Annotated in this window: 21 protein-coding genes; 16 read left to right on the forward strand and 5 right to left on the reverse strand. The window is 39.8% G+C overall.

Going from position 1 to position 25,755, the window contains the following annotated elements; genetic code table 11:
- Positions 1 to 11: 11 nt before the first annotated feature.
- Positions 12 to 647, reverse strand: a complete 636-nt coding sequence (gene plsY / locus BN1875_RS11835; protein ID WP_048605037.1) for a glycerol-3-phosphate 1-O-acyltransferase PlsY — start codon at positions 645 to 647, stop codon at positions 12 to 14.
- A 106-nt stretch (positions 648 to 753) separates the two neighbouring features.
- On the opposite strand from plsY, the gene BN1875_RS11840 reads away from it, so the two are divergent.
- From BN1875_RS11840 to BN1875_RS11875, 8 genes are all read left to right on the forward strand, one after another.
- Positions 754 to 1,179, forward strand: a complete 426-nt coding sequence (locus BN1875_RS11840; protein ID WP_048605342.1) for a CoA-binding protein — start codon at positions 754 to 756, stop codon at positions 1,177 to 1,179.
- Between the two features lie 158 nt (positions 1,180 to 1,337).
- Positions 1,338 to 3,368 carry a DNA topoisomerase IV subunit B gene (gene parE / locus BN1875_RS11845; RefSeq protein WP_048605038.1) on the forward strand — a complete coding sequence of 677 codons (2,031 nt, stop codon included), beginning with the start codon at positions 1,338 to 1,340 and terminating at the stop codon, positions 3,366 to 3,368.
- A gap of 11 nt (positions 3,369 to 3,379) precedes the next feature.
- Positions 3,380 to 5,845, forward strand: a complete 2,466-nt coding sequence (gene parC / locus BN1875_RS11850) for a DNA topoisomerase IV subunit A (RefSeq protein WP_048605039.1) — start codon at positions 3,380 to 3,382, stop codon at positions 5,843 to 5,845.
- A 267-nt stretch (positions 5,846 to 6,112) separates the two neighbouring features.
- The gene (gene pflB / locus BN1875_RS11855) at positions 6,113 to 8,359 is read left to right on the forward strand and encodes a formate C-acetyltransferase (RefSeq protein WP_048605040.1); all 2,247 of its coding nucleotides are present in this window, start codon (positions 6,113 to 6,115) and stop codon (positions 8,357 to 8,359) included.
- A 91-nt stretch (positions 8,360 to 8,450) separates the two neighbouring features.
- The gene (gene pflA / locus BN1875_RS11860) at positions 8,451 to 9,230 is read left to right on the forward strand and encodes a pyruvate formate-lyase-activating protein (RefSeq protein WP_048605041.1); all 780 of its coding nucleotides are present in this window, start codon (positions 8,451 to 8,453) and stop codon (positions 9,228 to 9,230) included.
- Between the two features lie 88 nt (positions 9,231 to 9,318).
- Positions 9,319 to 10,245, forward strand: a complete 927-nt coding sequence (locus BN1875_RS11865) for a manganese-dependent inorganic pyrophosphatase (RefSeq protein WP_048605042.1) — start codon at positions 9,319 to 9,321, stop codon at positions 10,243 to 10,245.
- 69 nt (positions 10,246 to 10,314) lie between these two features.
- On the forward strand, positions 10,315 to 11,118 hold the full coding sequence (locus tag BN1875_RS11870) for a DUF1803 domain-containing protein (protein WP_048605043.1): 804 nt from the start codon (positions 10,315 to 10,317) through the stop codon (positions 11,116 to 11,118).
- A 107-nt stretch (positions 11,119 to 11,225) separates the two neighbouring features.
- Positions 11,226 to 11,663, forward strand: a complete 438-nt coding sequence (locus BN1875_RS11875; protein ID WP_048605044.1) for a hypothetical protein — start codon at positions 11,226 to 11,228, stop codon at positions 11,661 to 11,663.
- A gap of 42 nt (positions 11,664 to 11,705) precedes the next feature.
- On the opposite strand, the gene BN1875_RS11880 is transcribed toward BN1875_RS11875, so the two are convergent.
- Complete coding sequence (locus tag BN1875_RS11880) at positions 11,706 to 12,311, reverse strand: hypothetical protein (RefSeq protein ID WP_048605045.1); 606 nt, start codon at positions 12,309 to 12,311, stop codon at positions 11,706 to 11,708.
- Positions 12,312 to 12,433: 122 nt separating this feature from the next.
- The gene (locus BN1875_RS11885) at positions 12,434 to 12,976 is read right to left on the reverse strand and encodes a DUF2179 domain-containing protein (protein WP_048605046.1); all 543 of its coding nucleotides are present in this window, start codon (positions 12,974 to 12,976) and stop codon (positions 12,434 to 12,436) included.
- Between the two features lie 168 nt (positions 12,977 to 13,144).
- On the opposite strand from BN1875_RS11885, the gene BN1875_RS11890 reads away from it, so the two are divergent.
- The 8 genes from BN1875_RS11890 (at position 13,145) to BN1875_RS11925 (ending at position 24,711) form a co-directional block, all read left to right on the forward strand.
- On the forward strand, positions 13,145 to 13,534 hold the full coding sequence (locus BN1875_RS11890; RefSeq protein ID WP_147570598.1) for a hypothetical protein: 390 nt from the start codon (positions 13,145 to 13,147) through the stop codon (positions 13,532 to 13,534).
- A 388-nt stretch (positions 13,535 to 13,922) separates the two neighbouring features.
- Entirely contained in the window at positions 13,923 to 15,866 is a 1,944-nt protein-coding gene (gene glgB, locus BN1875_RS11895; protein ID WP_048605048.1) for a 1,4-alpha-glucan branching protein GlgB, read from the forward strand.
- 1 nt (position 15,867) lies between these two features.
- Entirely contained in the window at positions 15,868 to 17,010 is a 1,143-nt protein-coding gene (locus BN1875_RS11900; protein WP_048605049.1) for a glucose-1-phosphate adenylyltransferase, read from the forward strand.
- Positions 17,000 to 18,145 carry a glucose-1-phosphate adenylyltransferase subunit GlgD gene (gene glgD, locus BN1875_RS11905; RefSeq protein ID WP_048605050.1) on the forward strand — a complete coding sequence of 382 codons (1,146 nt, stop codon included), beginning with the start codon at positions 17,000 to 17,002 and terminating at the stop codon, positions 18,143 to 18,145. The genes BN1875_RS11900 and glgD overlap by 11 nt, the downstream gene beginning before the upstream one ends.
- A 1-nt stretch (position 18,146) precedes the next feature.
- Entirely contained in the window at positions 18,147 to 19,583 is a 1,437-nt protein-coding gene (gene glgA, locus BN1875_RS11910) for a glycogen synthase GlgA (protein WP_048605051.1), read from the forward strand.
- Positions 19,584 to 19,667: 84 nt separating this feature from the next.
- Entirely contained in the window at positions 19,668 to 22,076 is a 2,409-nt protein-coding gene (locus BN1875_RS11915; RefSeq protein ID WP_390622610.1) for a glycogen/starch/alpha-glucan phosphorylase, read from the forward strand.
- Positions 22,073 to 23,872 (forward strand): glycoside hydrolase family 13 protein, encoded by a 1,800-nt coding sequence (locus BN1875_RS11920; RefSeq protein WP_048605053.1) that lies wholly within the window; start codon positions 22,073 to 22,075, stop codon positions 23,870 to 23,872. Before BN1875_RS11915 ends, BN1875_RS11920 begins: the two co-directional genes overlap by 4 nt.
- Before the next feature lie 68 nt (positions 23,873 to 23,940).
- Positions 23,941 to 24,711 carry a hypothetical protein gene (locus BN1875_RS11925; protein WP_048605054.1) on the forward strand — a complete coding sequence of 257 codons (771 nt, stop codon included), beginning with the start codon at positions 23,941 to 23,943 and terminating at the stop codon, positions 24,709 to 24,711.
- Between the two features lie 36 nt (positions 24,712 to 24,747).
- On the opposite strand, the gene BN1875_RS11930 is transcribed toward BN1875_RS11925, so the two are convergent.
- Both BN1875_RS11930 and BN1875_RS11935 read right to left on the reverse strand, forming a co-directional pair.
- The gene (locus BN1875_RS11930; protein WP_048605055.1) at positions 24,748 to 25,032 is read right to left on the reverse strand and encodes a hypothetical protein; all 285 of its coding nucleotides are present in this window, start codon (positions 25,030 to 25,032) and stop codon (positions 24,748 to 24,750) included.
- Positions 25,033 to 25,048: 16 nt separating this feature from the next.
- Positions 25,049 to 25,582 carry a methyltransferase family protein gene (locus BN1875_RS11935; protein ID WP_048605056.1) on the reverse strand — a complete coding sequence of 178 codons (534 nt, stop codon included), beginning with the start codon at positions 25,580 to 25,582 and terminating at the stop codon, positions 25,049 to 25,051.
- Positions 25,583 to 25,755 lie beyond the last annotated feature (173 nt).

Raw genomic sequence — 25,755 nt, forward strand, 5'->3', positions numbered from 1 at the left:
AGCGATTGATTTTATTTTTTGCGACTGCTGTTCAAGCCAAAAGGCACGCGGCTTTCAGTTCCTTCTTTAATACGTTTGATGTTTTCACGATGACGATAGAAAATAAACAGCGTGATTCCCAACGTGATAAAAGTCAGCAACCAATTTTGTTTTGGTAAAATGGCAGGAGCAACGATAGGTAAAAGAATAGTGGAAATTGTAATGATGACTGCCGCAATCATGCTTGTCAGACTAACCATACTGGTAAAAAACAATCCGATGACAAACACGATGATGGAGTAAAGAAAGAAAATCGGACTGTAGCCTAAAAGCATTCCACCACTGGTTGCAACGGCTTTGCCGCCTTTAAAGCCGGCAAAAATCGGGAAAGTGTGGCCTAAAATGGCACAAATACCAAACCATAAGGGATTGATTGATGTCAGATGAAACAATGCAGGCAAGCAAGTAGCAAGGGTTCCTTTTAAAACGTCTAAGACGAAAACAAGGATACCGGCTGTTTTTCCCAATACGCGAAAAGTATTTGTGGTACCCATATTGCCACTGCCAAATTCACGAATATCTTTTTTGTAAAAAAGTTTACCGACCCAAACACCGGAGGGGATCGATCCCAGTAAATAAGCAGTAAGCATCAGAATGATAATTTTCATGTATAAACCTCTCTTCAATGACTAGGACAATTTTAGCATGAATAGAAATGTGGAACAACTAGAATCACGAAGAGAAGACAGCAAAAAATACCAATGGGGTGAAAAAATGTCTTTTGAAAATCCAGATTTAAAAACCATCGCTTCTTATTTAAACGAAGCAAAAACCATCGCGATTGTTGGGCTAAGTAAAAATCCTGAACGAACCAGCTATCGGATTGCACAGATTCTACAAGAGCACGGCTACCGGATTATTCCGGTCAATCCAGTCGTTGAGGGAGAAATTTTGGGAGAAAAAGTGTATGATCGTCTACAGGATATTCCAGAACCAATCGATATCGTGGATATTTTCCGTCGAGGGGAGTTTTTGCCGGAAATCGCTCACGATTTTCTAGAAACAGATGCAAAAGTTTTCTGGGCACAATTAGGTATCGAGAATGATGAAGCCGCAGAAATTTTGCGGGCTGCAGGCCGTAATGATATCGTCATGAACCGATGCATCAAGATCGAATTAGGAAAAATTAATCAAGCATAAATTGATACCTAGAATTTTTTTCTAACAAAAATACAGGAGCATCAAAGGGAGTGGTCAAAAAATAATTTTTGGCTTCTCCCTTTTTTTCAGCTGCTTTTTAGAGTATCATAAGAAATGGTGCGATTGATTCGCACAGTTCAAATGAAGGAGCGTTGAATTTGGCAAAAAATAAAACCAACGAATACAATGATGCTTCGATTCAAGTTTTAGAAGGTTTGGAAGCTGTTCGTAAGAGACCGGGAATGTATATTGGTTCAACCGATAGCCGTGGTCTGCATCATTTAGTTTATGAAATCGTAGATAATGCAGTTGATGAAGCATTGTCCGGTTATGGAAATGAAATTAGTGTGACAATCAATCACGATAACAGTATCTCAGTTACTGACAGCGGTCGGGGAATGCCGGTCGGAATGCATGCTTCTGGGATTCCTACTGTTGAAGTTATCTTCACCGTTTTACATGCCGGCGGAAAATTTGGTCAAGGCGGCTATAAAACTTCTGGTGGATTACACGGTGTTGGTGCCAGTGTCGTTAATGCCCTTTCGAAGTGGTTGAAGGTGACCATCGTTCGTGACGGTATGGAATACCAAGAAGAATTTAAAAATGGCGGCAAGCCAGACGGTACCTTGAAAAAAATCGGCAAGACGCGGAAGAAAAACGGAACTACCGTAACCTTCATGCCGGACGATACGATTTTTTCAACAACGAAATTTTCCTACGATATTTTGGCGGAACGATTGCGGGAATCGGCCTTTTTGTTACGAGGTGTGAAAATCACCTTAACGGATTTGCGGGAAGAACCTGTATCAGAAACCTTTCATTTTGAAGAAGGAATTAAAGAGTTCGTCAACTATTTAAATGAAGAAAAGGATACCTTGTCTCCAGTCATTTATTTTTCTGGTGAAAAAGAAGGCATCGAAGTAGAGATTGCCTACCAATACAATGATGGTTATTCCGAAAATGTCTTGTCTTTCGTTAATAATGTCCGAACAAAAGATGGTGGTACCCATGAAGCCGGCATGCGGGCTTCCATGACGAAGGCCTATAATGAGTATGCCCGTAAAGTTGGTTTATTAAAGGAAAAAGATAAAAATCTTGAAGGCAGTGATTTTCGTGAAGGATTGGCGGCGGTGTTGTCGATTCGAGTACCGGAAAATCTTTTGCAATTTGAAGGGCAAACCAAAGAAAAACTAGGGACACCGATTGCGAGAAATGCGGTGGACAATGTCATCGGAGAACAACTAGGTTTTTACTTGCAGGAAAACAGTGAAATGAGCCAAATGCTGGTTCGAAAAGCTGTCAAAGCCCGGGAAGCACGAGAGGCTGCCCGCAAAGCACGGGAAGAAAGCCGCACCGGAAAGAAACGAAAAAAAGGGGAATCTCTTTTATCTGGAAAATTGACACCAGCACAATCTCGAAATCCCAAACGCAATGAATTGTATCTTGTGGAAGGAGATTCTGCCGGAGGCTCAGCCAAGCAAGGGCGGGATCGAAAATTCCAAGCAATTTTGCCTTTACGAGGAAAAGTTATCAACACAGAAAAAGCAAAAATGCAGGATATTTTAAAAAACGAAGAAATCAATACTATGATTTATACGATTGGTGCCGGTGTCGGGCCGGAATTTGCCATTGATGATTGCAACTATGATAAAGTCATCATCATGACGGATGCGGATACCGATGGTGCCCACATTCAAGTGTTGCTACTAACCTTTTTCTATCGCTATATGAAGCCGCTAATCGAAGCGGGAAAAATCTATATTGCGCTGCCCCCTCTTTATAAAGTATCAAAGGGTGTCGGAAAAAAAGCCGTGGTTGAATATGCGTGGACCGACGAAGAATTATCCGAGGTAACGACAAAAGTTGGTAAAGGCTACATGTTGCAACGATACAAAGGTCTGGGAGAAATGAATGCGGAACAGCTGTGGGAAACCACGATGGACCCGGCTACCCGAACCTTAATTCGTGTGCGAATTGATGATGCAGCGCAAGCAGAGCGTAGAGTTACAACCTTGATGGGGGATAAAGTCGAACCCCGCCGAAAGTGGATCGAACGACATGTTCAGTTTACTTTGGAAGAAGACGGCAGTATTTTGGATCGTAAGGAAAATGAGACTGGACCTTTAGAAACTACCGAAAAAACGGACGTTCCAGAAACAATTGAAGAAATCAATTTATTTAACGAATAGGAGGTGCCCTCTTGGAACATCATCATGACATTCAAGAATTGACTTTAGAAGAAGTAATGGGGGATCGGTTTGGCCGTTACTCCAAATACATCATCCAAGAACGGGCATTGCCCGATATTCGCGATGGCTTAAAACCCGTGCAACGTCGAATTCTATTTGCGATGAACAAAGATGGCAACACATATGACAAAGGCTTCCGTAAATCTGCGAAATCAGTCGGAAATATCATGGGGAATTATCATCCTCATGGAGACAGCAGTATTTATGAAGCAATGGTTCGCATGAGTCAGGATTGGAAATTACGGGAAGTCCTGATCGAAATGCATGGAAATAACGGGAGTATGGATGGTGACCCACCGGCTGCGATGCGGTACACAGAAGCTCGCCTATCGGAATTAAGCGGCGAAATGCTGAAGGATATCGAAAAAGAAACAGTAGATTTAGTTTGGAATTTTGACGATACTGAAAAAGAACCGACCGTTTTACCAGCAAAATTTCCTAATCTGTTGGTTAATGGGTCAACGGGAATCTCTGCCGGATATGCGACAGAAATTCCTACCCATAATTTGGATGAAGTAATCAATGGAACCATTTATTTAATCGATCATCCTACTGCACCGTTGGAAAAATTACTGGAATTTATTCCTGGCCCGGATTTTCCAACCGGAGGGATTTTACAAGGAAAAGAAGAAATCCAAAAAGCTTATGAGACAGGTCGGGGAAAAGTAATTTTACGTTCTCAGACCAGTATTGAAGCAATGAAAGGCAATAAGCAACAAATCGTCATCACAGAGATTCCTTACGAGGTTAATAAAGCGACACTCGTGAAAAAAATGGACGAGATTCGCTTGAATAAAAAAATTGAAGGAATCGCTGAAGTTCGGGATGAAAGTGACCGGACGGGTTTACGAATCGTGGTTGAGCTGAAAAAAGATGTCAATGCGGAAGGAATTCTAAATTATCTTTTCAAGAACACCGAGTTGCAGATCAATTATAATTTCAATATGGTCGCCATTGATGAAATGCGTCCCAAACAAGTGGGCTTGAAGCGGATTCTCGAAAGCTATATCAAACATCGCAAAGAAGTGATTATGAAACGCAGCCGTTTCGAATTAGAGAAAGCGCAGCGCCGACAACATATTGTGGACGGCTTGATCAAAGCGCTGTCGATTCTCGATCAAGTTATCGCAACGATTCGTGGGAGTAAAGATAAAAAAGATGCCAAAAATAATTTGGTTGTTCGCCATGGCTTTACTGAAGAACAGGCAGAAGCAATCGTTACGTTACAATTGTATCGTTTAACAAATACCGACATCACGCAACTACAGCAAGAAGCGAAAGAACTGCAAATCTATATTGCGGAACGACACAATATTTTGAACAATGAGTCGGAGCTCCTAAAAGTCATCAAGAAAGAATTGAGGGAAGTCAAAAAGAAATACGGTAATCCACGACTGACAAAAATTCAAGATAAGATTGAAGAAATCAAGATTGAAACGGAAGTCTTGGTTGCCCAAGAAGATGTTGTCGTTTCAGTAACTCATGAAGGATATATCAAGCGTAGCAGTCTGCGTTCTTATGGCGCATCAAAACCAAATGAACTGGGAATGAAGGATGGAGATTTTGTCTTATTCACCCAGCAGGCAAATACGCTCGATCATTTGTTGATAGTTACGACTCAGGGAAATATGATTTATCGTCCAGTTCATGAGCTGCCAGATATGAAATGGAAAGACATTGGTGAGCATATTTCTCAAACCATGATGAATTTTTCGACTGATGAATCAATTTTAGCTGTCTTCAGCTACAAAGAATTAGATCCACAAAAGAATTTTGTTTTAATGACAAAACAGGGACTGATTAAACAAACTCGAATGTCAGAATTTGAACCTTGGCGGACCTACAAGAGCCGTCCGTTATCGATTATCAAATTTAAAGAGGCAAAAGACGAATTAATCAGTTGCTACCTTGTTAATCAAGAAGAGACGAAGGATGTCTTTTTAGCAAGCAATCGTGGATTTGGCTTGCGCTATCCATTGACGGAAGTGCCCGTTGTAGGACCAAAAGCTGCTGGCGTTAAGGCAATGAATCTGAAAGAAGATGATTACCTTGTTGGGGGAATGGTCGTTTATTCAGAAGGAGATACACCGGTTGTTATTGTGACGCAGCGTGGAGCGGTCAAACGAATGCTAGCACAAGAATTGAGTCCCCTTGGCAGAGCCAAACGCGGCTTGATGATCTTAAGAGAATTGAAAAAAAATCCGCACCGAATTGCCTATATTGGTCCTGGAGATCAGCGTCAATTGATTTTACAAAATCAAAAAGGACAACAAGTAGAAATTCAGTCGAATGATTACCCAATCAGCGATCGAACATCTAATGGTTCCTTTGCTATGGATGAGAAACAAGGCGGAACAATCCTTCATGTTCAGGAAGTGAAAGATCCAGCCATCGAAGAAAACAAAACTGTTATATAGTTAATTTAAAAAACAGGTATCTGTATTGTTACAGATGCCTGTTTTTTGTAGCAATAAATCGCAGGATTTTTTTTATTAGAAAAAATTAAATTAAGCGCTTCACATGAGAGAATTCTATTGTATCAACGTTTATAAGGGGCGATTTTTTGTAAGTCACTTCCTTGTTCAAAATAAAACAAGAAAATGCTTGCAAAGCCAATCGCTTATGTTATACTAACCTTGTAAAGCTGTTACATATTGAACAGAAAGATTAAGGAGGTCCATTAAATGGAACAATGGAATGGATTCAAAGGCAAACTTTGGAAAGAAGAAATCAACACTCGCGACTTTATCCAAGCGAACTATACGCCATATGAAGGGGATGCAGCTTTCTTAGCAGAACCAACAGATGCAACCAAAACACTTTGGAGCAAATTGCAAGATTTGCAAAAACAAGAACGTGAAAATGGCGGCGTATTAGACATGGAAGCGGATGTTGTTACGGCAGCAAATGCTTACGGTGCTGGCTATATTGATGAAGAACTAAAAGATCAAGAAAAAATCGTCGGTATCCAAACAGATAAACCTTTGAAACGTGCCTTCATGCCTTATGGCGGTATTCGCATGGCAGAAGAAGCGCTTGAAAGCTATGGCTACAAACCAAATCCTAAATTTACTGAAATCTTCAGCAAATATCATAAAACACATAATCAAGGTGTATTTGATGCCTACACACCTGAAATTCGTGCGGCTCGCCGTAACAAAATCATCACAGGTCTTCCCGATACCTATGGTCGTGGACGGATTGTTGGCGATTATCGTCGGGTAGCATTATACGGTATCGATTACTTGATGGAACAAAAATTCAAAGATCACGAAAACTGTGGACATGGACAATTCACTGACGAAGATATTCGTTTGCGTGAAGAAATCACTGACCAATACAATGCCTTAAAACGCATGAAAGAAATGGCTGCTGCTTATGGATTTGATATTTCACGTCCAGCTGCTGACGCACAAGAAGCTGTTCAATGGTTATACTTTGGTTACCTTGCTGCAATCAAAGAACAAAATGGTGCGGCAATGTCAATCGGCCGTGTATCAACTTTCTTGGATGTTTATATTCAACGCGACATCAAAAATGGTACGTTGACAGAAGAAGGCGCACAAGAATTGATCGACCATTTGGTAATGAAATTACGTATGGTTAAATTCGCACGTATCCCTTCATACAATGAATTGTTCTCTGGCGATCCAGTTTGGGCAACTTTGTCAATCGCTGGTATGGGCTTAGACGGACGTACGTTGGTTACAAAAAATGACTTCCGTTTCTTGCGTACTTTGCAAAACATGGGACCTTCACCAGAACCAAACTTAACTGTCTTGTATTCTTCACGTTTACCTCAAGGCTTTAAAGATTATGCTGCGAAGATTTCTATCGAAACATCATCAATCCAATACGAAAATGACGATGTAATGCGTCCTGTATGGTTGGATGACTATGCAATCTGCTGTTGTGTATCCGCTACTCAAACTGGTAAAGAAATGCAATTCTTTGGTGCTCGTGCCAACCTTGCAAAAGCTTTATTGTATGCAATCAACGGTGGTGTGGATGAAAAATCAAAAGCACAAGTTGGACCTGCTTATCGCGCAATCACTTCTGACGATGCGTTGGATTATGATGACGTAATGGCAAAATATGATGACATGATGGAATGGTTGGCTGGAATGTATGTCAACACATTGAATATCATTCACTATATGCATGATCGTTATTACTACGAAGCTGCTGAATTAGCTTTGATGGATACAAACTTGAAACGTACATTTGCAACTGGTATTGCCGGCTTCTCTCATGTTGTCGATTCATTATCTGCAATCAAATACGCAAAAGTTTACCCAGTTCGTGACGAAGACGGCCTAGTCGTTGACTATAAGACAGAAGGCGAATTCCCTAAATATGGGAATGACGATGACCGCGCAGATGATATCGCTGTTTGGTTATTGAAAACTTTCTTAGAAAAATTGGAACATTACCATACTTACCGTGATTCAGAACCAACAACATCGATTTTGACAATCACATCAAATGTTGTTTACGGTAAAGCAACTGGTAGCCTACCTGACGGACGTCCTGCAGGTGCACCATTATCACCAGGTGCTAACCCATCTTACGGTGCAGAACAACACGGCTTGTTGGCTTCACTAAATTCATTGACTAAACTGCCTTACGAATATGCTTTGGATGGTATCTCAAATACACAAAGTATCAATCCTGATGCATTAGGACATGATGAAGAAGAACAAGTAGCAAACTTGACAAATGTCTTGAACGGTTACTTTGATCAAGGCGCACACCATTTGAACGTGAACGTCTTTGGTAAAGAAAAACTAGTTGATGCAATGGAACATCCAGAAAAAGAAGAATATGCGAACTTTACAATTCGGGTTTCTGGTTATGCCGTTAAATTTATCGACTTGACTCGTGAACAACAATTAGACGTAATCAGCCGTACATTCCACGAAAAAATGTAGGCTTGTCTACAAATTAAATAGTACAAAAACGAAGGCGGATGGACGGAGTTCTATTCGCTTTCGTTTTTTTTATATAAAGGAGGAGCTGTTTATGTCAACTGTGACTGAACAACCAATTATCGGCAATATCCACTCTACAGAAAGTTTTGGCTCCGTTGATGGTCCTGGGGTACGTTTCATTGTATTTATGCAAGGCTGTCGGATGCGTTGTCAATTCTGTCATAATCCTGATACATGGAAAATCAATGACCCGAAAGCAAAACATCGGACCGCCGATGATGTATTGGAAGAAGCGTTGCATTACAAAAGCTATTGGGGAAAAAAGGGCGGCTTGACCGTCAGTGGTGGTGAACCTCTTTTACAAATTGATTTTTTGATTGATTTGTTCAAAAAAGCCAAGGAACAAGGCATCAATACTACGTTGGATACTTGTGGAAATCCTTTTACCTATAAAGAACCATTTTTCTCAAAATTCCAAGAGCTGATGAAATACACCGACTTGATTTTATTTGATATTAAACAGATTGATGACGAAAAACATAGAGAATTGACAGGTCAAAGCAACAACAATATTTTGGAAATGGCAAAATATTTGTCTGAAATCAATAAACCTGTTTGGATTCGCCATGTGTTGGTACCGTTTAGAAGTGATTTTGATGAATTTCTGACTCGTTTGGATACCTTTATCAAATCATTAAATAATGTTGATAAAGTAGAAATCCTCCCTTATCATACGATGGGTAAATATAAGTGGGAAGAATTGGACCTTGCTTATCCTTTGGAAGGAATCAATCCCCCAACAGAAGAACGGGTACAAAATGCCAAAGAATTGTTGCATACCAGCGACTATACCGGCTATTTAACAAGATAAACAAAACAGGAAAGAGGAGATTTTTTATTGAATCTTTCCTGTTTTTTGCTATTATTAGAATGAAGTGAATAAAAAAGGAGCGAATCACATGTCAAAAATTTTAGTTTTTGGTCATCAAAACCCAGATACAGATGCGATTGGCGCAGCAATCGCCTTTGCGCATTTACAAAAAGAATTAGGTAAGGATACTGAAGCAGTTGCTTTGGGTGCCCCTAGCGAAGAAACACAATACGCTTTGGATCATTTTCAATTGGAAGCACCACGAGTTGTTGAAAAAGCAGGAGAAGCAACCGATGTGATGCTTGTCGATCATAATGAGTTCCAACAAAGTATTGCAGATATTGCAGATGTAAATATTTTGGCAGTCGTTGACCACCATCGTATCGCCAACTTTGAAACAGCGAATCCTTTATATTATCGTGCGGAACCAGTCGGATGTACCAGTACGATTGTTTTAAAATTATATAAGGAAGCTGAAATCGACGTTCCTAAACAAATCGCCGGAATCATGTTATCCGCAATTATTTCTGATACGTTGCTGTTTAAATCACCAACCTGTACCAAAGAAGACGTCAACGCTGCAACAGAATTGGCTGCTTTGGCGGAAGTTGACTTGAATGAATATGGTTTGGCAATGTTGAAAGCCGGGACCAACCTTAGTGATAAATCTGCAGAAACACTGCTGGATTTAGATGCGAAGAGTTTTCCAATGGGTGATAAAAATGTTCGTATCGCCCAAGTCAATACGGTGGATCTAAAAGAAGTTTTTGATCGCCAAGCAGAATTGGAAACAACGATGGCCTTAGAAAATACTAAAAAAGGCTATGACCTATTCTTGTTGATTGCTACTGATATTTTAGCCAGTGATTCTGAATTGTTAGTTGTAGGTGAACCCAAAGAAGCTGTAGAAGCTGCTTTTCAAACGACACTGACAAATAACCGTGCCTTGTTAAAAGGTGTTGTTTCCCGGAAGAAACAAGTTGTACCACAATTAACAGAAGCTTTTTCAAACTAATTCATTTGAAGAAGAGTGGGTGAGTGATTCACTTCCTCTTCTTTTTTTGAGAATAAAAGAGGGAAGACGATGCATTATTTTTATTCAGGAGAAATGCCAGAACTTCTTAAAAATTCCAACTTCGAAAAACTCACTGATTTTTTACAGGAACAGCCGACTGTGACCTTGCGTCAACTGAAAACTGTTTTTCCGGAGAAGAACTTTGAACGATTTTTGGACCAGATGATTCAATTGGGATTTGTTCGTCGAGAAGATCGCCGCTACTCCCTTGATTTTCCAATTTATGAGGAGAAAATTCCTTCGGGAGAAATACTCGGGTTACAAGAAGAACGGCTAGAAACAGCTGATTTAGTGCGCATTTGCTACGAGGTAATAGAAACATTGAAACTGCGCACATACTTTTTCGCACTGACAGATAAGCAACGACTGCCAATGTATTTTGAGGCAGGAAATCAGATTCGGTTTTATAGTGTTCTTTACCAACGAAATAGCTGTGCTTTGCCGGTTTATTTTACGAATAACCGAGAAGGAAGGACGGGGGAAAATCCGTTGGAGCTGCAGCAGTTGATTGGGGATGTCAATGAGGAGTATTTTTTTGATCAGGTGGAAGTTATTTTGGAACGGAGTAACAAGCAGCGGAAGATTCGTGAAAGTATTTTTTTAAAGGCGCTGCTGGAAACACAGATTCTCCAAGAGGAAACGAACCAAGTAAGGGTGCCTGTGATTTCAAGTGAAAAAGAGAGTTTTGGTCTAGAATTGGATTCTATTCCTACTTTTAGGCTGTTTTGTCTGCTTGATTATTTGATGAACAAACTTGGACAGGAGTCTTTAACCTTCCTAATTAAGGATGAAAAGGAAGAAAAAAGCCATTAAGATTAAATATTAATGATTATTATTAGAATATAACGAGTGTATTGATTGATTATGCCATTTTTTGTTGCTATCATTGATTTAGAATAGCAATGAAGGAGCGTTTTGTGATGGAAAGTGTGAAGGATAATCCGATAACGAAAACAAAAAATGGTGAAGTAATCACGTTTATTCCTAAGGGTGAAATTGAAAAAGCCCGCAGAGAGTTGTCTGTCAGCGGGTTTGATGAGGGGAAGTTTTCTGATGGTGAATTGATTTTGGCGATTCGTCAGAAACAGTCAGTTGGGGCAGCCACCGTTATTCCTGTCGTTTTAGATTGGCTGATTGAAAAAAATTTCATCCTATCAGGTTCGCAAGCAATCAGTTACCTGCACGATAAAGGAAAGACAGCAAATGAACAATTACGCTATCAAGTTGTAGGAGACATTGATTTTGACGCGGACGGCAACTACTTTCTTGTGGTAGCGTCCAGCCAGAAGAAAAAAATTGAAAGTATGTTTAAGGTTTATACTGGTGGGCTGATCAAAGAGTTATGGGCAACAAATTAAAAAAACCGGAAATTTTCGAAAGACTGAAAATTTCCGGTTTTTTTATTCTGCAACAACAGCTTCTGCATTTTTAACAAATACACTCAAGGTTGCAATCAAAAATACATCCACCAAAACACTACCGGTATTTGGTAAATTGAATTCTGTCAAGAACAGGGTGTACAAAATACTGAAAAGATAGATGAATAAGCAGGCTAAAGTGATCAAGGCGTAAATTAAATGACCTGGGTATTTCAAAAAGTTCATAAAATAAAAGAATAAGGCCATCATAACCAAAAGCAGCTGAATCCCCACTAGTAAAAGATAAGAAAAAGAATGAGGATCAAATACAAAAATAAATGTACGAAGAAGCAGGAGCAATTGACATGCGACAAGTAGTTGCGTCGCCTCGATAAACTCATCCTTCGTTGATCGTTTAAAATAAATGAGCAAACCTGAACTAAATAAAAGGGCAGATAAAATGAAGAAATGTAAAAAAAGTTGTGAGCTGGCAATTTGTTGATAAGCCGTTTCTGAAAGCGGGTCAGTGGGTAAAAAAGCAAGAATTTGTTCCATGGACAGAATGTGTAAAAGAAAAGATAAAATCGCCGCAGCACCGCAGCTGAGCAAGAAACGTTTTAATCGATTTTCCTGTATATATTGTTTCATTTAGACACCTCCCATCAAGCTACATGACTGATAATAACAAAAGGATGAGAAGTTGTCGAATATTTTCACAAACAATAACAAAAAAAGTGAAAAAAACAGTTGAGAAACTGTTTTTTCACTTTTTATTGCCGTTTTTGTCGTTTCCGGACTCGTTTTGTCCAGAAACCGCCAGAGATATATTTAGGCTCATAAGAAATAATGAAGGCCCGTTCTTCGACTTCTTTGATTAGACGATACAAGTCTCGTTCGCTTTTTCGCGGGGATAAAATTTCTAAAACCATTCGTTCGCCTTCTAATCCTTGCGCAAAGGTCTGTGTAACACCATAGCCATTTTCCCGTAAAATTTTTGGCAGACTCCGTTCTTCTTCTGTATTGGAAGGTAGGATTGCGGTAACCATGATATACCCGAGAGCCAGAGCATCCTCAATTTTAATGCCAACACTGATACCTACGCCATAGCCGAGGGCGTAAACGAATAAATTAATAGGGTTATCCAGGCGATCAAGGACCATGGATAATCCTACGATGTAAATAATGATTTCTGCCATACTAACCAAAGGAGCGATTAAACGATACCCCTTCATTGTTAATAAAAAGCGCAGTGTATTCAGTGTGATATAGGCAAAATTAATAAGGAAGATCATTAGCAACATTTTGATGTCCATTCGATGAACCTCCTTTCGTCAATTTTCAGTATAACAAAAATAAAAAGGAAACAAAAGTTTTAGCGGTTTGTCGAATCATTAGAATAATCAGATGGTTTAGATTGCTTAATGATGAGAAAAAGATTATAATTATCATATAAAACGTTTCCTTTGAAAGAGGTGAAGAGGGTGAAAATCCGTTGGTCATTTTTATGGAGAGGGCACATAACAGTGGCGCTCCTGAGTCTTGGGTATGGTGTGTATATTTTTGGAAACGAATCTCAGACAGTTCTCTCCAGTAAATTTTTGGTGGAACATTTTCCCGGCGATTTTTTACTTTTTGCCTTACTGCTCACACTTATCTTGGGTATTGGGAATCTTTTTGCCGGAGCCGCCTGCTTCTATAACCTGAAAAGCTATCCTTTTTTTAGTTTAGGAATTGGTGGTCTGACACTTCTTCTACTGATAAATTTTCAAACGATACCTGATGTCGGTTCCTGGCTGATTACCGGACTTGTAATTAGTCAGCTGATGATTGTCGGATGCTGTTTGCTTTTGTTAGTTCGTAAAATTTCTTGAAAATAGTAGAACATAGTAGAAATCTTTCTCATCTGGAGAAAGATTTTTTTGTTTTTGAAAATAAATTAGAAAACTTAATAACTCATTTATTTATCAAAAATATAGTTAAATTCTAATGGTGTAAAAAAATATAAATTATGATTAATCGAGAATAAAGTATTTAATTTTGTTCGTTTCATACGTAATTTTAGGTGTATTATCACTTAAATAAAAATGTAAGCGTTTGTTTTATTTATTAAATATTTTTATCTAAAATTCATTGAATAAATATAGAAAAAACTATCACATAAAAATGAGAAGTATGTTATCCTATTATTAGAAAAGAAAAAAGTGATTTTTGTTATTTTTGGAAGATGAAGATTGCAAGCGTTCGGGAAGGGAAATGAAGATGGCTGAAAAAGTAGAACAAATGGAACTGATAAGTGCAGAAAATCGTTTTTTGACCGGAGAAAACTTTTACAGTCAGCATTTGCTGGGGGCTCACCGGGTAAAACAGCACTATGTTTTTCGTGTTTGGGCACCAAATGCGCAACAAGTCTGGCTAGTAGGAGATTTCAATCAATGGGATGATTCCTTGCCGATGTCTTACCGTGAATCATCTGGTATCTGGGAAATAACAACGGATCGACCTCAAGAAGGTCAACTTTATAAATTCAAGGTTCGTCAAGCCGATGGACGAGAAATTTTTAAAATTGATCCTTTAGCGATTCGTTTTGAAAAACGACCGGGAGACGCAGCGATACTTCATACAATTCCGCAAAAAAAATGGAAGGATGGACTGTGGCAGGGACGAAAAAAACGTTCAAGCAGTTTCAAACGTCCATTAAATATTTATGAGATTCATGCCAGTTCATGGAAACACCATGAAAATGGCGAGCCCTATACCTTCAAAGAATTGACAGCTGAACTGATTCCCTATGTAAAAAAAATGGGGTATACCCATATTGAATTTATGCCTTTGATGGAGCATCCCCTTGGAACTTCATGGGGCTATCAGCTGATTGGGTATTTTGCGTTGAGTTCTTATTATGGTACACCAGAAGAGTTTCAACAGTTTGTGGAAACTTGTCATTTAAATAATATTGGTGTTTTTGTTGACTGGGTACCGGGACATTTTTGTATCAATGATGACACACTGCCATACTATGACGGGACACCGACTTTTGAATATGAAGATCCTGATCGCGCAAGTAATGTTCGTTGGGGGTCAATCAATTTTGATTTAGGTAAGCCGCAAGTTCAAAGCTTTCTTATTTCCAGCGCGTTGTTTTGGATTGAAATGTATCACATTGACGGAATACGGGTCGATGCGGTATCGAATATGATTTATCGGGATTATGATGAAGGACCTTGGACGCCGAATCATGAAGGCGGCAATCGGAATCTAGAAGGTTATTATTTTCTGCAAAAATTAAATGCGGTCATAAAGCTGGCCCATCCAACAACAATCATGATTGCAGAAGAGAGTTCTTCGGAAACCAAAATTACCGGATTGATTGAGACTGGTGCGTTAGGTTTTGATTACAAGTGGAACATGGGCTGGATGAATGATGTCTTGCGTTTTTTTGAAATGGATCCACTACTTCGCCGAAATCATTTTAACCTATTGACCTTTTCATTTATGTACATGATGAATGAAAATTATATTCTCCCTCTTTCTCATGACGAGGTTGTTCATGGGAAAAAAAGTTTGATGCACAAGATGTGGGGAGATCGCTACAAACAATTTGCTCAACTGAGAAACCTTTACACTTATTTAATCGGGCATCCCGGAAAAAAATTGTTGTTTATGGGCAGTGAGTGGGGTCAGTTTCTTGAATGGAAATACGATCATGGTCTTGAATGGGTGGATTTAGAGGATTCTCTCAACCAAAAAATGCAGTACTTTACCCAAACCCTCAATCAGCTTTACAAACAGGAAAAAGCGTTGTGGGAGTTGGAGGACCAAGTTGAAACCATTGAAATTATTGATGCGGACAATACCCAAGAAAGTGTTCTGAGTTTTATTCGCCAGGGAAAAACGAAAAAAGATTTTCTGATTTTAGTCTTTAATTTGACTCCGGTGGAACGCAAAGACTTTGTGATCGGTGTTCCATATCCGGGAACCTATCAAGAATTATTGAATACCGAAAAAATAGAATTTGGCGGTACCTGGACCAAAAATAATGAGGTCTGTCAAACGGAAGCGGAGGCTTTCAAACAGTTTTCGTACAGGATCAAAACAATCGTTCCGGCACTTGGAGCATTGATTATTAAACCAGAAACAATCAACACACGTCGGCAGTCACTAGGAAGAGATAGAAAGGAGGCAGGTGAGTTTTCACCGAAATAAAATGAAGACAGAAATGTTAGCGATGATCCTGGCTGGGGGACAAGGAACAAGATTGGGTAAATTGACAAAAAATATTGCCAAACCAGCGGTGCCTTTTGGCGGACGGTACCGAATTATTGATTTTGCTTTAAGTAATTGTGCCAATTCCGGCATTCATACAGTAGGTGTGGTGACTCAGTATCAACCGTTAGCTCTTAACCATCATATTGGAAATGGTGCCAGTTGGGGACTAGATGGAATCAACTCCGGTGTAACGATTTTGCAGCCATTTTCCAGTTCGGAAGGCAGTAAATGGTTTGAAGGAACCGCCCATGCCATTTATCAAAATATAGCGTATATCGATCAATTGGACCCGCAATATGTATTGGTTTTATCGGGAGATCACATCTATAAAATGGATTATGAAGCGATGCTTGAAGCCCATAAGGAAAACAATGCTTCATTGTCCGTGGCAGTGATCGAAGTTCCATGGAAAGAAGCGTCTCGTTTTGGTATCATGAACACCGATGAAAATGATCGAATCATTGAGTTTGAAGAAAAACCAGAGCATCCGCAAAATAATTTAGCATCAATGGGTATTTATATCTTTAATTGGGGCCGTCTGCGTAGTGTCCTAACCAGCAGTTATTCAAAGGATGGACAAATGATCGATTTTGGAAAACACGTGATCCCTGCCTATTTGGAAAGTGGAGAGAATGTATTCGCTTATCGTTTTTCTGGTTATTGGAAGGATGTAGGAACCATTGATTCCTTGTGGGAAGCCAGCATGGAATTTATTGAGCCGGAAATGGAGCTGGAAATTCGCGACAAAGGTTGGCGGGTCTATTCTAAAAATACCATCTCTCCACCGCATTTCTTGACAGAAACCGGTTCGGCAAAAAATTCGTTGATCGTTGACGGTTGTTATGTTGCCGGCAGCATTGATCATAGTATTCTTTCAGGAGATGTTCAAGTAAAAGAAGGGTCGACGATTTCCGACAGTATTGTGATGCCGGGTGCAACAATCGGTAAAAATGTGAAAATTCACCGTGCGATTATTGGAGAAAACGCGATTATCGGTGACAATGCAGAAATCGACGGCAGTGAAGAAATTGCAGTTGTGGGGTATTCAGAAGTGATTGGAGTGACCATCGATGAAGACTAATAAAATGTGTGGGATTTTGGGAAATCTCCATCAATACAATGAGCTTTTGCCTTTGACGGAGCACCGACCACTGGCAACCTTGCCTTTTGACTGCAAGTACCGCCTCATTGATTTTAATCTTTCAAGTATCGTAAACGCCAACATCAATACAGTATTTATGGTATTTAATGAAGGGGAGACTCAATCGGTTTTTGATCATATCGGTGGTGGGAAAGAATGGAATCTTGATGGTGTCCAAAATCGTTTCTTTATTCATGTTTATCAAGAATTTCTCAAACGAAAAGCTGAAAACCGTGAGTATTATGATGTGTTGATTGATTATTTGGAAAAATCAAAATCGGAATACACGGTGTTTATGGGAAGCAAAATTTTATGCAATATCGATTTGCGGGCGTTGTTGAAAATTCATCAGCTGCAAAAGAATGAGATGACGGTTGTCTATAAACGAATTGCAAAGGAGAATGTTTATCCTACCGATATCATTTTGGATTTGACTGAAGGTGGAACGATTGAAACAGTAACGGCAGCAAACGACTTGCAGTTACCGGAAACGGTCAACTTATGTGCCGATATCTACATGATTCAAACCCAACGATTGATCGATGAGTTGACAGAAGCTCAGAAAACTGGCGGTACAGTTAACCTTGAATCTTTTTTACGGGAATTGATTGTAAAATTGAATAGCGCCAGCTATGAGTATACAGGTTATTTGAGTAATATTTATGATGTCGCCTCCTATTATCGGGCAAACATGGACATGTTAGATCAACGTCAGTTCAGTTCTCTGATGTACTCCAGTCAGAAAATTTATACCAAGTTGAAAAACGAAGTACCTACCTACTATTCTGAAACTTCGGATGTGGAGAACAGTCAATTTGCTTCAGGATGCATCATTGAAGGACACGTTCATCGTTCGCTGGTTTCCCGCAGCACAAAAATTGCCACAAATGCAGTGGTGGAAGAAACCATCGTCATGGCCAACAATCAAATTGGCGAAGGCGCAGTAGTCAAATATGCGATTTTAGATAAAAATGTCATTGTAGAGCCGGGAGTAAAAATTATCGGTTCACCGGAAATGCCATTAGTCATCAAAAAGAATTCTCACGTGCTTTCTGATGTTTATGGGGGCGAATAAAATGAAAATCCTTTTTGCTTCAGCCGAGTGCGCCCCGTTTTTCAAAACTGGTGGACTAGGAGATGTAGCCGGAGCTTTGCCTAAAGAGTTGGCGAAAAAAGGGGTAGATATCCGCGTGGTGTTACCCTATTTCACAAAAATGCCTGAGGACTACAAAGAACAGTGTGAAGAGTTGTTTTCTTTTTCCGTTCGCGTGGGCTGGCGAAACCAATACTGTGGCATCAAGCGTTTGGTTATGGGCAACGTTACCTATTATTTTATTGACAATCAGTATTACTTTGCTCGGGACAATCTATATGGCTATTACGATGATGGCGAAAGATTTGCTTATTTTCAACAAGCACTAATAGAAATGATGGAGCGTATCAACTTTATTCCCGATGTTTTGCATTTGAATGATTATCACACGGCGATGGTTCCTTTTTTGTTGAAGGAAAAATATCGATGGATTCAAAATTATCGAGGCATTCGAACGGTGTTAACCATTCATAATATTGAGTTTCAGGGGAAATACAGCGGTGAAATGCTGCCGGAATTATTTGGCATGGGGATGGAACGGTATCATGACGGAACTGTCCGTTTGGATGACTGCTTGAATTTCATGAAAGCGGGGATTTTGTACGCCGATCGAGTGAATACCGTCAGTCCTTCTTATGCTGAAGAAATCAAAACCTCAGCTTTTGGTGCAGGTCTGGAAGTAATTTTGCGTATGGAAGCTGGGAAATTGCGGGGAATTATCAACGGAATCGATTATGACAGTTTTGATCCAGAGACAGATCCGGCACTGCCGGCTGCTTTTTCGATGGATGATTTAACAGGGAAAGGCACGAACAAGCAAGCATTGCAGCAAAAAATGGGTTTGCCGATCGACGAAAATATTCCACTGTTAGCGGTAGTGAGCCGTTTGACCTACCAAAAAGGTTTCCATTTATTGTTGGAAGAATTTCCACAGTTGATGCAGCAAGAGGTGCAGTTTGTTTTATTGGGAACCGGTGATTCGGAATTTGAGGAACAGTTTCGACGATTTGCTCATGCGTATCCGGAAAAATGTGCCGTATCGATTTCTTTTGATGTTCAATTGGCACAACAGATGTATGCCGGAGCAGATATTTTTCTGATGCCTTCTGCCTTTGAACCCTGTGGATTGTCACAAATGATGGCGATGCGTTATGGCACCTTGCCAGTGGTTCATGAAATTGGTGGACTAAAAGACACGGTGGTTCCTTTTAATCCGGTTACGGGACAAGGAACCGGATTTGGTTTTATTGAGTTTACTGCTTTTCGTTTCTTGGAGGCAGTTACGAAAGCCGTCGATTTGTATCATACTTCCCAGCCTGCTTGGAACAATCTTATTTATCAGGCGATGTCGCGAGATTTTAGTTGGGCCACTTCATCGGAGAATTATTTTTCGTTGTATAAAGAACTGGTGAAACCTTAATAGATAAAGAAAAGAGTAAGAGGATGAATCATTGACAGCGCTCAATGGCATCCTCTTTTTAAAAAAGGAGAGAAACAAATGCAATTGACAAAAAAAAGGTTTAAGAACGATATGCGGCAACGGTTGAAAGAGAAATATGCAATGGAGATTACGGATGCTTCTCCGCAAGAATTATTCACTGTGTTGGGCAGTGTGGTTCGGGGATTGTATTCAGATAATTGGCGACAAACTTGGAAAAATTATTTAACGGAAGAGAAAAAGCAGGTTTATTATTTCTCTATCGAATTTTTACCGGGGAAAATGCTGAAAAGCAATTTATTAAATCTAGGGATTCTTCCGCTGGTGCGGGAAGGATTGGCAGAGATGGGAATTGATTTAGAAGAATTAGCCAATGTAGAAAAGGATATGGCCTTGGGAAATGGCGGATTGGGACGTCTGGCATCGTGTTTTATGGATGCCATTGCATCTAGTGGTCTGCCGGGCAACGGCAATGGCATCCGCTATGATTACGGATTGTTCAAACAGCGATTTGTGGATGGGTATCAGGTTGAATTGCCGGATGAATGGCTCAGAAGCGGAAATGTTTGGGAGGTTCGCAAAGAAAGTAAAGCTGTGGATGTTCGTTTTTCTGGAGAAGTTTATATGGTACCGGACGAGTCAGGAAAATTAAAACCGGTTTATAAGAACCAACGAATCTTGCGGGCGGTTCCCTACGATACGGCGATGATTGGGTATCAAAACGATGTAGTGAATACCATGCGTTTGTGGGGGGTAGAGATTCCAACTTCAGAAGAAGCAAAATATACAAGCATTCAAGATCGACGGGAGTTTGAGGATTTGACCGCAGTGCTTTACCCGGATGATTCAAATGAACGAGGGCGAATGGTTCGTTTGGCGCAGGAGTATTTTTTTGTTTCCGCCGGGGTACAAAGTATTTTACGGTATTTTTTAAAATTAAAAAAACCATTGGATTGCTTAAGTGAATTTGTTGCAATCCACATCAATGATACCCATCCGGCATTGTGTATTCCAGAAATGATGCGGTTATTGTTGGACGAGCAGGGGCTGCAATGGGAACAGGCGTGGGAGATCACCGTCAAAGTGATGAGCTATACCAACCACACCATCATGGCAGAAGCCTTGGAAAAATGGCCGATTGACTTGATGAAATCACTGCTGCCACGGATGTATCAAATTATTGAAGAAATCGATCGTCGTTTTGTGGAGAAAAAGCAATTGGCTTATGATGATTCGTTGATTCAACGGACACGGATTATTCAAAACGGACAAGTCCACATGGCACATTTAGCAATTATTGGCAGTCACAGCACAAACGGTGTGGCCAAACTGCATTCAGAATTATTAAAAAGTGTAGTATTACATGATTTTTATGGGATTTATCCTGATCGTTTCAATAATAAAACCAATGGCATTGCGCAGCGTCGTTGGTCACAACTGGCAAATGAGCCGCTTTCAGCAGTCTTGGATAAAAAAATCAAAACTTCTTGGCGTAAAAATCCTGAAGACCTGCGTTTGCTATTGAATTATTTAGATGACGAAGAAACGTTGAATGAGTTGGCAGCCGCGAAGCAGGAAAATAAAATTCGATTAGCGGATTATATTTATGAAACAACCGGCATCCAAGTAGATCCAACGGCTATTTTCGATGTACAGATCAAACGGCTCCATGCCTATAAACGACAATTGTTGAATTTATTGCATATTTTGAAGCTTTATTTTGAATTAAAAGAAAATCCTGAATTGGCGATTCCTTCACGTGTCTTTATTTTTGGGGCGAAAGCCGCACCGAGTTACAGCTATGCAAAAGCGATTATTAAAGTAATCAACGAGGTTGGGAATCTGATAAACAATGATTCGACGATTGCCGGTCGATTGAAAATTGTCTTTTTAGAAAATTATAATGTTACTTTAGCGGAACGAATCATTCCTGCGGCAGATGTCAGTGAACAAATTTCTTTGGCATCTAAGGAAGCATCGGGAACTAGCAATATGAAATTGATGTTAAATGGTGCCATTACAGTTGCAACTTTAGATGGTGCCAATGTAGAAATTCGGGATGCGGTTGGAGAAGAAAATATCGTTATTTTTGGTTTGACGGAAAAAGAAGTCTATGCCTATTACGAAAACCGTGATTACTCAGCAAAAGCACTGTATGATGAATCGCCCGTGCTGCAAAAAATCTTGAATGCGTTGATTGATGGAAGTATTCCTAATATCGATTTTGAAGGACAGGAAATTTTTGATTCTTTGCTGAAATACAATGACGAATATTTCTTGCTGCGGGATTTTGAGGCTTATTGTCACGCTCAGGAAACCATCAATCAGTGGTATCAGGATCAAACTTTGTGGCAACGAAAAAGCTTGATCAATATCGCCAATGCGGGTCGTTTTTCAGCAGATGAGACGGTTCAACGATACGCAGAGGATATTTGGCAGATAAATCCAACAAAAAGTGGTGGAGAAAACGCATGAAACAGATTTATTATGACCCTTGGCTGATTCAGCATAAAGATCCTTTTGGTGCGGTAGTGGAAAAAGCCTTTGTCAAATTTTCTTTAACAATCAAGGAACCCAACGTTGAAGCAGCTTTTTTGGTTATCCATAAAGATTATCACGCTGCCCATCGTATTCAACTTGAAAATTTTGGCTCTCCGGAATACCAATACGAGTTTTTTTTCAACGAAGGAAAAGGGTTGTATTTCTATCATTTTGAGATTCAGTTTCAAGGAGAAGATCTACTGTATTACGGTAAAAATACAGCCGGAGAAAGCTGTTGTGTGAAAGAGGCATCAGCGATTTCTGACTATCAAGTGACTTGTTATGTGGAAGATAAATCCCCTAAATGGTACCGAGAAGCGATTTTTTATCAAATTTTCCCTGATCGTTTTTTCAATGGAAATCCGAATCAGCAAGTCAATGCACCGAAACCAAATTCTTTTTTATACGGAACAACAAAGGATGCTCCGTTGTACGTGAAGGATGAGGAAGGAGAAATTTTACGGTGGGATTTTTTCGGGGGAAATCTGCAAGGAATCATTGAAAAACTTCCTTATCTTAAAAAAATGGGAATTACCGGGCTGTATCTTAATCCGATTTTTGAAGCCCGTAGCAACCATCGCTATGATACGGGCGATTATCTGAAAATCGACAGTATGCTGGGAACCGAGGAAGAATTTGTTCAGTTGATTAATACATTGCGCAAAAACAACATGCATCTGGTGCTAGATGGCGTATTCAGTCATGTGGGGAAAAACAGCCGCTATTTCAATTTTGATGGGGCATACGGTGAAAAAGAAGGTGCCTATCAGTCAACTGCGAGTCCTTATTTTTCCTGGTTCAAGTTTGATTCATACCCAGAAAAATACAAGTCTTGGTGGGGAATCACTGACTTACCGGAAATTGATAAAACAAATCTTGATTTTCAGCAATTTATTTATGGTGAAAATGGCGTGTTAGATAAGTGGAATCGTTTGGGCGTTGACGGTTGGCGGCTAGATGTCGCCGATGAATTGCCGGAAACATTTATTCGTGGGATTCGCAAAAATTTAGAAAAATATGAGGAACGTCTTTTAATCGGTGAAGTTTGGGAGGATGCCTCAAATAAGATTTCCTATGGTCAGCGAAGAGAATATGCTTTGGGAAATCATTTGCAGGGAGTGATGAACTATCCGATGCGGGCAGCAATGCTCAATTTTTTGAAGGGAAAGAGTTCTCCCCAACAAACAGCTGAAGCCGTGACGCAATTACAGGAAAATTATCCGCCAGACTTTTTTTATCAGGCGTTGAATAACCTTGGAACCCATGACACGGTGCGACTGCTTACAGAATTAGAAAACGATAAACAAAAAGTTTCACTGGCTTTTGCTCTACTGGTGTTTTTTCCGGGAATTCCTTGTATTTATTATGGAGATGAAGCGGGATTGACTGGGGGAACCGATCCAGAAAATCGCAAATTTTTCCCTTGGGAGGAAATCGATACGAGTTGTTATGAAAGTTGTTATAAATGGCTTCAGCTGCGAAAGGAAACCCCTTTGTTGTCTCAGGGGGGATTACAGGTGTTGTTTTGTCATAATTTGCTGCTGATTCTCCGATTTGATACTGCTGACTATCTTTTGTTGGTGGTCAATCCAACTGAATTCGATCAATCCATCCATGTGAATGAACTGAAAACGACCCGGACGTTGCCTTTTTCGCTTTCACAATTACAGGCTATCGATCATCAACTTATTGTCAGTAAGACGGCGCAAATCTTTTCAGGAAGTTTCTAGCAAAGTAAATGGCAACGAACTTTTTTTGTGGTATGATGGAGAAAAGTCTGACAAAAGGATGAACAAGGATGGGCAATTTTTTAGAAATCAAACGCAAACATTACCGCTTTCCAGCATATTCAGATGAGGAAGGGGTCAAAATACAACGGGAAAACAAACGGCAGCTTTCTAAGACGGATGATTGGATTTTAACCAAAATTCCAGATAATCATGAGAGCAATCGGGGCTATCAGTCTTCGCAAAGTGACTATCCAGAGGTTCATAATCCAGATCGAACATTGCGACGGTCACGAAAAATGACGGCTGAAAAACAAGGGCATTCTGTTCGTCAGCAAGAAGAGTTAAAGAAGCATCGGGAAAATTTACCGGATTATGGGAAAAAGCAAGCTCCTGAACCTAGTTTGACCGGTAAAACCTCTCTGTTTGGAGAGGACCATCGCCGATCCACGTATAAAGTTAAAACTAAACCGCAGGAAAAAATGGAAAGCACCGTGAAACGAGAATATTCTGGACGCTCTTATTTTGTACCGAAATATATTCCGGCTTCGATTATTCCTGATCAAAAGCAAAGTGATGTTCCAGAAGACGAATTGCTTCAGTCGATGAATAAACCGCGCGAGAGCTATTTGCTTTTTGATACAGAACCGACAGCTTATCAGGAAAAAAATGATTTGGACCCCAGCGTGCGAAAATTCAACCATTCTGAGGTGACCATGACCCGTGGGCAATACCGCCGAACTTCCAAAGAAGAGAAAAAACGTTCTGTTTTGGATCGCTCACTAAAAGGATTGATCGAGGATGGAGAACAAGAATTGGGTCGCAGCGGCTATTTCAAATAAATATGAGTAAAAAGCCCGCGAATTTTCGCGGGCTTTTTAAACGACAATTTTATTGTTTTCTTCTCGAATACCATAAATTTTTTTAGTAGTCGTTCCATCCCAAAACAACAGCTGCCGTCGCTTATTTTTCATTAAGGTTAGTAGCAATTCTTTCATAGAAAGAGGGGCTTTTCCTTTTTCAGAAAAGAAAATCAGTTGCCCCTCTTGGTCTATTTTGATCGTGGTAAAGGGAATCACGTTTTTTTTCATAAAATAAATCCCAATGTAATCCTCATTTTTGGGATTTAAAGACAGTGTCGTCAATAATTCACTGGCTCGCATAAGCGCCTCCTGCTAGTTAATTTTTTGCTTTTCCATATAAAAAATAGCGGGGAACCTTCTTTTTGTAGGTGAGGTAATCTAAGCCAAAGGTCTCTTCACACCAACGTTCTTCCGATAAGATAATCCAGTGGGCGGCAAATTGAAAGAGAAGTAACGAAAAAAACAAAACCCACGAACGAGTGAGAAAAACACAGCCAAGAAAATAAATAAAGTACCCAAGATACATTGGATTACGGGAAAGACGAAACAACCCGGTTGTTATTAACTGCTTTTTTTCTGCAAAGGTGATTGTTGCCATGAGTAATAAGAGACAGCCTAATACATAAGTAGATAATCCGACAAAACTGACCCAGTCATCCAAATGAATGGTTAAAAAGAAGAGGTAAATAAAAATAAAGAGCGTAGCCAGCTGATAAAGAAGATAAAAGATTTCTTCAAGTCCCTTCATCGGAGGAAAGAAAGCCGCTCGCTTTAAGGCATCTTTGTTCAATAAGCCCAAGAGTATAAACCGAATAAATAAAAGTGGTATCAGTAGAAGTCCCGCATTCATCGTCATTCCTCCCAATCTTTCTTTTATCTTATCATAGCTTGCTGCGAAATGCAGATATCCAAGCTACAAGAGAAAGCCGGTACTCTAGGAAAAGAAACGAGTTTTAATGAAAATCATCTCAAAAAACAATGATTATTGCTTGCAATAATCGAACAACTTTTATACTATTGAGT

Origin of the sequence: Enterococcus massiliensis (assembly GCF_001050095.1) — a bacterium.
GTDB lineage: Bacteria > Bacillota > Bacilli > Lactobacillales > Enterococcaceae > Enterococcus_C > Enterococcus_C songbeiensis.